This is a genomic window from Aquirufa rosea (genome assembly GCF_004118285.1).
GTDB lineage: Bacteria > Bacteroidota > Bacteroidia > Cytophagales > Spirosomataceae > Aquirufa > Aquirufa rosea.
In genome coordinates, this window is sequence record NZ_SDHY01000028.1 from 1 (window position 1) to 571 (window position 571).

A 571-nucleotide genomic window follows, 5' to 3' on the forward strand; every position below is an offset into this window, starting at 1 on the left:
CTTGGTACCGTGTTTCCGTAAGCATCTTGTGCTGTCAAGGTATTCGTACCCGTAAAGGCTACCCCATTGATTTGTGGCGTCGCTAAGCTTACCGCCAATTTCGTATAGCTCGATGGACTCACCGTCAGCGATAAGCGGTCTGTGCCAGCAGCGGAGATGGTTCCATCTGTAGCTGCTAGATTAGTGCTCTCAGCACGGTATACTACTAAGCTTGCAGTGGCCACACCATTGCTAAAGGTTAAGCTAGTGGCTTGACCCACATTGACCGATGCCACCGTCGGTACTGTAGCCGGACTGCTGGAAGTTCCTGGACCCGAGAAGGTAATCGACTTAGTTCCTGTATAGCCTGTTACTGTATTTCCTTGCGCATCCTTCGCCGCAATCGTAATCGTTTGACTTGCACCGGCTGTCTGTGTACCTGATCCTGTAATGACTAATCTGCTTGCTTCACCTGGATTCACCGTAATGCTAGCACTGGTTACCGCTGTTCCTGTGGCTGGTGTAAAGGTGAATGTTCCGTCACCCGAAGTTCCCGTGAAGGTTAAGCCTAAGCTTGTCAAATTCGCTACAC

Annotated in this window: 1 protein-coding gene; it reads right to left on the reverse strand. The window is 50.4% G+C overall.

The genetic code is table 11. From position 1 onward, the window contains the following. A partial coding sequence (locus ESB04_RS12465) for a hypothetical protein (protein ID WP_164969673.1) occupies positions 1 to 571 on the reverse strand: 571 nt, incomplete at both ends.